Origin of the sequence: Microvirga massiliensis (assembly GCF_001006805.1) — a bacterium.
GTDB lineage: Bacteria > Pseudomonadota > Alphaproteobacteria > Rhizobiales > Beijerinckiaceae > Microvirga > Microvirga massiliensis.
Window position 1 is genome coordinate 77,393 of the sequence record NZ_LN811359.1, and the last position, 4,470, is coordinate 81,862.

The window sequence follows — 4,470 nt, forward strand, 5'->3', positions numbered from 1 at the left end:
GGGTCAAAGTGTAACGTTGGGCGGGCCAAATATAGGTCCGCTCGTCGCGCCTTTGCAGAAATTCGGCGTACTTCCGGAACGGTAGAGTCGAGGATGGGCGCGGTAGCTTAGACCATTTGGCGACGCCCCGTTTCCCATCTCCGCTCATCGAACCAGCCGGGTGATCGGGGCGTGGTCGCTCGGGACTCACGCACACCGCGGGCACCGCCTTGATGCAGTTCGAGTGTGCGAACGGCCCCGAAGGAGGATGTTCTCAGGCCTATCCGGGGTTGCCCGGGCAAGGGTGATTGGCGCTTGAATTGGTGTGAGCGCGACGGCGACATGGCCGTTGCAGCGGGTGCGGAGGAGATGCTTCGCACGAGGGCCTTACGGCGGACCGCAGCACAGACCGTGATCCGGACGTCTTGCGTCCGTGGATATTCATCCCGATGATCGTAGCGCTGCGTTGTCAGTCGAGCGGCTCGATACGGGCCGCCATGTCGGGAATGAGGCGCATTCGGTAGGATGCGTTGGCGCACTTCAGGATCCAGGCAGCCTCCTCGGGTTTCGAAAGCTGGGCGTCCCGTTGTGCCGTCACGGGCGCATCGCAGCGATAGCCCTGCCCCCGCAGTTGCGACGCCAGGATTTCTGGCGGCATGTCCTGTGCCGGAGCCACGCGACCGCCGGAGACGAGGATCGCGAGGGCGCAGGCCCCGGCAAGCAGTCCCTTGAAGTGCCATGTCATGGGATGACCTCACGTCCAGCCTCGTCACTCCCGATGAGGCGGCTGTAGCCTACGATGTCGGCCACCATAAGAGCCGCGAGATGGCGTTCACGTCCGGCCCTGGTCATGCCGTGGTCCTCAGCGGCCTTTTGCGGGCCAGTCATGCTGTTTCATTCAGCTTCCACCAACAGGCTGTCGGGCATAAACGCGTCCGCTTCTCTGCACGGGACCGGGCCGGCGCCTCGCGGCAGGGGCGTCGCCCGGCCGCTGTCAGATTGTCACGCGGCTGCCGTCGAAGCGCGTGAAGGAGAAGCCGTCGAAGGGTTCGCGCAGGGTCATGCGTTCGTCCCGCAGCATGCCGATAGCCACTTCCTCGCCGATCGCCATCGAGGCGGCAGCGTCAGAACGCCAGTGAATGCCCGCCCAATTCCGTCCGAAACCGAAATTCACCGCGAGCTTGTTCAACTCTCCACCAACCGTGAGCGGCGGGCCGCTATAGGGCACGAGCCTCGTCGGGTCAGCCGGATCGGGCTGTACCGGGTTGGCGATGACGCGGCTTTCGTCGAAAAACGCCTTCAATATGGTAGCCGTGACGGCACCAACGCTCGTGGCACCGCCGGGATAGGTGGAGTGAAGGGGCGCGGCCTCCGGATAGGTTTGTGACAAAAGATAGGTGCCGTATTTGGCTTTGCTGCGAGCGAGGGCTTCCGATTTCAGGAAGTCATCATGCAACGGGTAGTCGCTCACGCCATTGGCGAGGCGATGGTGCGCCAGACCCCCGTAGGCTTCCGGTCGCACAGCCCGGTGCACGAAATACTTCTGCCAGTAGGCCGCGCGGACGGAGTTACTGATCCCCGTGGCGAGCAGGGCCTGCACATAGGGCAACCCGAAGGTCGCACCCGCAGGGCCTTGGGTTTTCGATTTCCGATACGGGTTCGAGGGGTAGGACACGGCCTCTGCCGGTGGATACATCCCGGCGTAGCGTGGGTCCGTCCCGCCACTGGGGGTTGCAAGGATCAGGGCTGCCGCCCACCCGAGTGCAGGACCCGTGTGGATATACTCCGCGAGATCCCGTCCTGTCGTTATGTATCGCGGTGTCGCGTCGAACTGCAACTGGCGTTTCGGTGCGGCGCCGTTCTGGATCGCCAGCCACTCCTCGTATTCGGTCAGGAATTCGTTGGCGGGCAACGCGGTGCGAATTTGAGCACTGATCCACTGTGCGGCATAGGGCACGTCCCGGAGCAGGAATTGCGAGATCAGCGGGCCGTCCAAAACGCCTGGAGGCGTGACGGAGCGGCCCTTCGGGTCAGCCGGGTCGAAATAAAGCGCATTGGCACGGAACAGCGTGCCGGGTGTGACCCGCCCACCAGACTTCGGCCCCCGGAAATCCGCAAGCTGGCTGAGTTCCTCGGTTGCTGCAAGCACGTCGCGATTGGAGGTGTCGTCGCGCAATTCGGTAAGCGGAACATCACGCAGCAGGGATTGCCAATAGACCTCGACCGCCTCGCCGCCGCGCTCGGCGCTTGCAAGGGCTGGTGCCGGCGGTATCCCAATCTGAGTAGGGTTTATGCCGCTGAGACTGACGGCCTCTGTGCCTACGGGATTGACCAGTTTGCGAGTGCCGCCGAGCGGGATTTTCTCGAAATCAGCGGAATCGCCCGACTGGCAAGCGGTATAGAGGGCCTGCCATGCCGCTTGCTCGACTTCGCCGCGTTTGTCGTGCGGCAGGCCCCGTGAATCGGAACCGATCTTGTTGGTGTAGCGCACCTCATCGCCATTCGTCGGGTGGGGCGCGATGGGAATCTTCTCGTTGGTGCTCGCGCAGACCTCTCGGACTTCGAAGGCGCGGCGCTTGAACGCCGCGTCGAGCGGGCGCGGGTCCGTGCTCACAGGCTGCGCCGCGGCCGGGGCGCTTCCGGGCATGCTCGGCGGAGACGCAAGCACGGCGGCGCCAACCACGATGCCCGCCCCGCCGAGCAGCGAGCGGCGCGTGACCGCGGGGGTCGGCGGGGCCGGCGGTGCCAGGTCGGATTCAGTCGAAATGGTGGGGTGGTCAGCCATGGAGATCTCCTCCCGCGCAGGCACCGCTCCGGGGCCCGCGTTTTTCCCTTTTCAGGGTTCTAACCGGTATTCCCCAGATGGACGGCCCGCTGGCGTGCTTCCGGGGGCAGAATAGCCCTGGCGACGATTTCTGAACAGCACCAAAGGTTGTTTTGTGGCCTGAACCGGCCCCGATTGCCGATCGTAGCCGCCCTGTAGCGCGTTTCCGCCCATCCCGGCGGGCGTCAGGCGCACCTCTCCCGTCGGGCTCCACGGGGCTGCTTGGAGGTGCGGGTTCAACATCGCTCCATCTGCCGCGGTCGGAGGTCCTCGATCATCTCCAACATGCGGCGGAACAGGTTGCGTGGGAGTGCCACCTCGGCCATCTGGAACGTTGTATAGCGGGCGTGAGCGATGATCTTCACGACCTTCTCTCGAAGAGAGGTCAGCGACTACCGCTCGACCTCATTCGGCAAGACGAGGGTGCGAAAGACGTTCGCCAGGTTGTACGCTAACGCATGAGGCTGAAGACGGACAGCGTTGGCCTGCATCGACCGGCACGATAGCCGTGTCCATCGAAGCGCGTCGCTCCCTGCGCTCGCCTCGTGTGAGCCCTTCTCCTCGCCCGCCTTGCGCGAGATAGATCACGGAAAACGCCGAGGCTCTCCGGCAAGGTATTCTCGCGATCGGAGCAGCCGTTGCAAATGGCTGCGCAACGCCGGGAGCACGATCATGTCCACGCTAAGCCATGCCGTAGAGTGCATCCCCTTCGTCGGCAGCGATGCCCATGCGAGCGGCATCGGAGTGGAGCGGCTGGCCGCTCACTTCATTGCCCTGCTCGCAGACGCCAGACGTCGGGTCGCCCTGCGCCGCGCCCGCCGTGAACTCCTCAAGTGGCCCGATTATCTGTTGAAGGACATGGGCCTCGCCCGATCCGAGATCGCTTGGGTTGTGGAACACGGCCGGTTCGGTCACGCGAGCCGCAAGTGCCCCCATTGCCTTGCCATATCCTGCCTCTCGTGGAGGGATCATGTCAGACGAGCTGGATCCTCTGGTGCGCGATCTCGTCGAGTGGCTCGCCAATGAGCCGCGCCGCTACAGAGAGATGATGGAGGCTTGGCGCACATCGTGTCCCAGGCTCACCGTCTGGGAGGAGGCGCTCGACCGTGACTTCCTTGAGCGCAGGGTCGTTGAAGGGCAAGCCTTCGTGTTCGTGACCGATCGTGGCGAGGCCTTCTTGAGGGCTAGCCGGCGCGCCATGCCGTGACCACAGTTATCGCCTGACCTCTCCCTGAGCGGGCCCGCTCACCCGGGCTTATTAGGAACAGCGCAGAGGCTCACCTGAATGACTGCTCTCGACCTTAAAGTGGAAATTCTGGGAAGGTCAGCTTGGTGCCAAGGGACTAAACCGCTCTCGCGGTAGCTTGCTGCGGCGACCGACACGGCCAATACGCTGGCAAGGCGGGGCGTCCTGTCTTGAAGATGAGGAGTTGGCAAACCCTCACTCAAGACAGGAGCATCCCCATGACCGACGAAGCCATGAGCCCGTTGCGGCGCCGCATGATCGAAGACATGGCGATCCGCAAGTTAGCGCCGAAGACCCAACAAGGCTACATCCACACCATCAAGGACTTCGCCGCCTTCCTCGGCCGATCGCCTGACACGGCGAGCTTCGAGGACGTGCGGCGCTTTCAGCTGCATCTGGCGGCGAACGGCGCGCGCATCCC

General features: G+C 64.0%; 5 protein-coding genes and 1 pseudogene. 3 read left to right on the forward strand and 3 right to left on the reverse strand.

The window, feature by feature from the left end:
* Positions 1 to 448: 448 nt before the first annotated feature.
* From BN1233_RS26475 to BN1233_RS47305, 3 genes and pseudogenes are all read right to left on the reverse strand, one after another.
* Positions 449 to 724, reverse strand: coding sequence for a hypothetical protein (locus BN1233_RS26475; RefSeq protein WP_046866653.1), 276 nt, complete (start codon positions 722 to 724; stop codon positions 449 to 451).
* Between the two features lie 249 nt (positions 725 to 973).
* Positions 974 to 2,764: a vanadium-dependent haloperoxidase gene (locus BN1233_RS26480; RefSeq protein WP_046866654.1), complete on the reverse strand. Its 1,791-nt coding sequence runs from the start codon at positions 2,762 to 2,764 to the stop codon at positions 974 to 976.
* A gap of 275 nt (positions 2,765 to 3,039) precedes the next feature.
* Positions 3,040 to 3,336, reverse strand: a pseudogene (locus tag BN1233_RS47305) (transposase); the annotation flags it as partial.
* 139 nt (positions 3,337 to 3,475) lie between these two features.
* Here BN1233_RS47305 and BN1233_RS51195 point away from each other — a divergent pair.
* The 3 genes from BN1233_RS51195 to BN1233_RS26495 all read left to right on the forward strand — a co-directional run.
* Positions 3,476 to 3,829 carry a YjiS-like domain-containing protein gene (locus BN1233_RS51195; protein ID WP_074078363.1) on the forward strand — a complete coding sequence of 118 codons (354 nt, stop codon included), beginning with the start codon at positions 3,476 to 3,478 and terminating at the stop codon, positions 3,827 to 3,829.
* Positions 3,774 to 4,010, forward strand: coding sequence for a hypothetical protein (locus tag BN1233_RS26490; RefSeq protein ID WP_046866656.1), 237 nt, complete (start codon positions 3,774 to 3,776; stop codon positions 4,008 to 4,010). Before BN1233_RS51195 ends, BN1233_RS26490 begins: the two co-directional genes overlap by 56 nt.
* Before the next feature lie 257 nt (positions 4,011 to 4,267).
* A partial coding sequence (locus BN1233_RS26495; protein WP_048710353.1) for a phage integrase N-terminal SAM-like domain-containing protein occupies positions 4,268 to 4,470 on the forward strand: 203 nt, incomplete at its 3' end.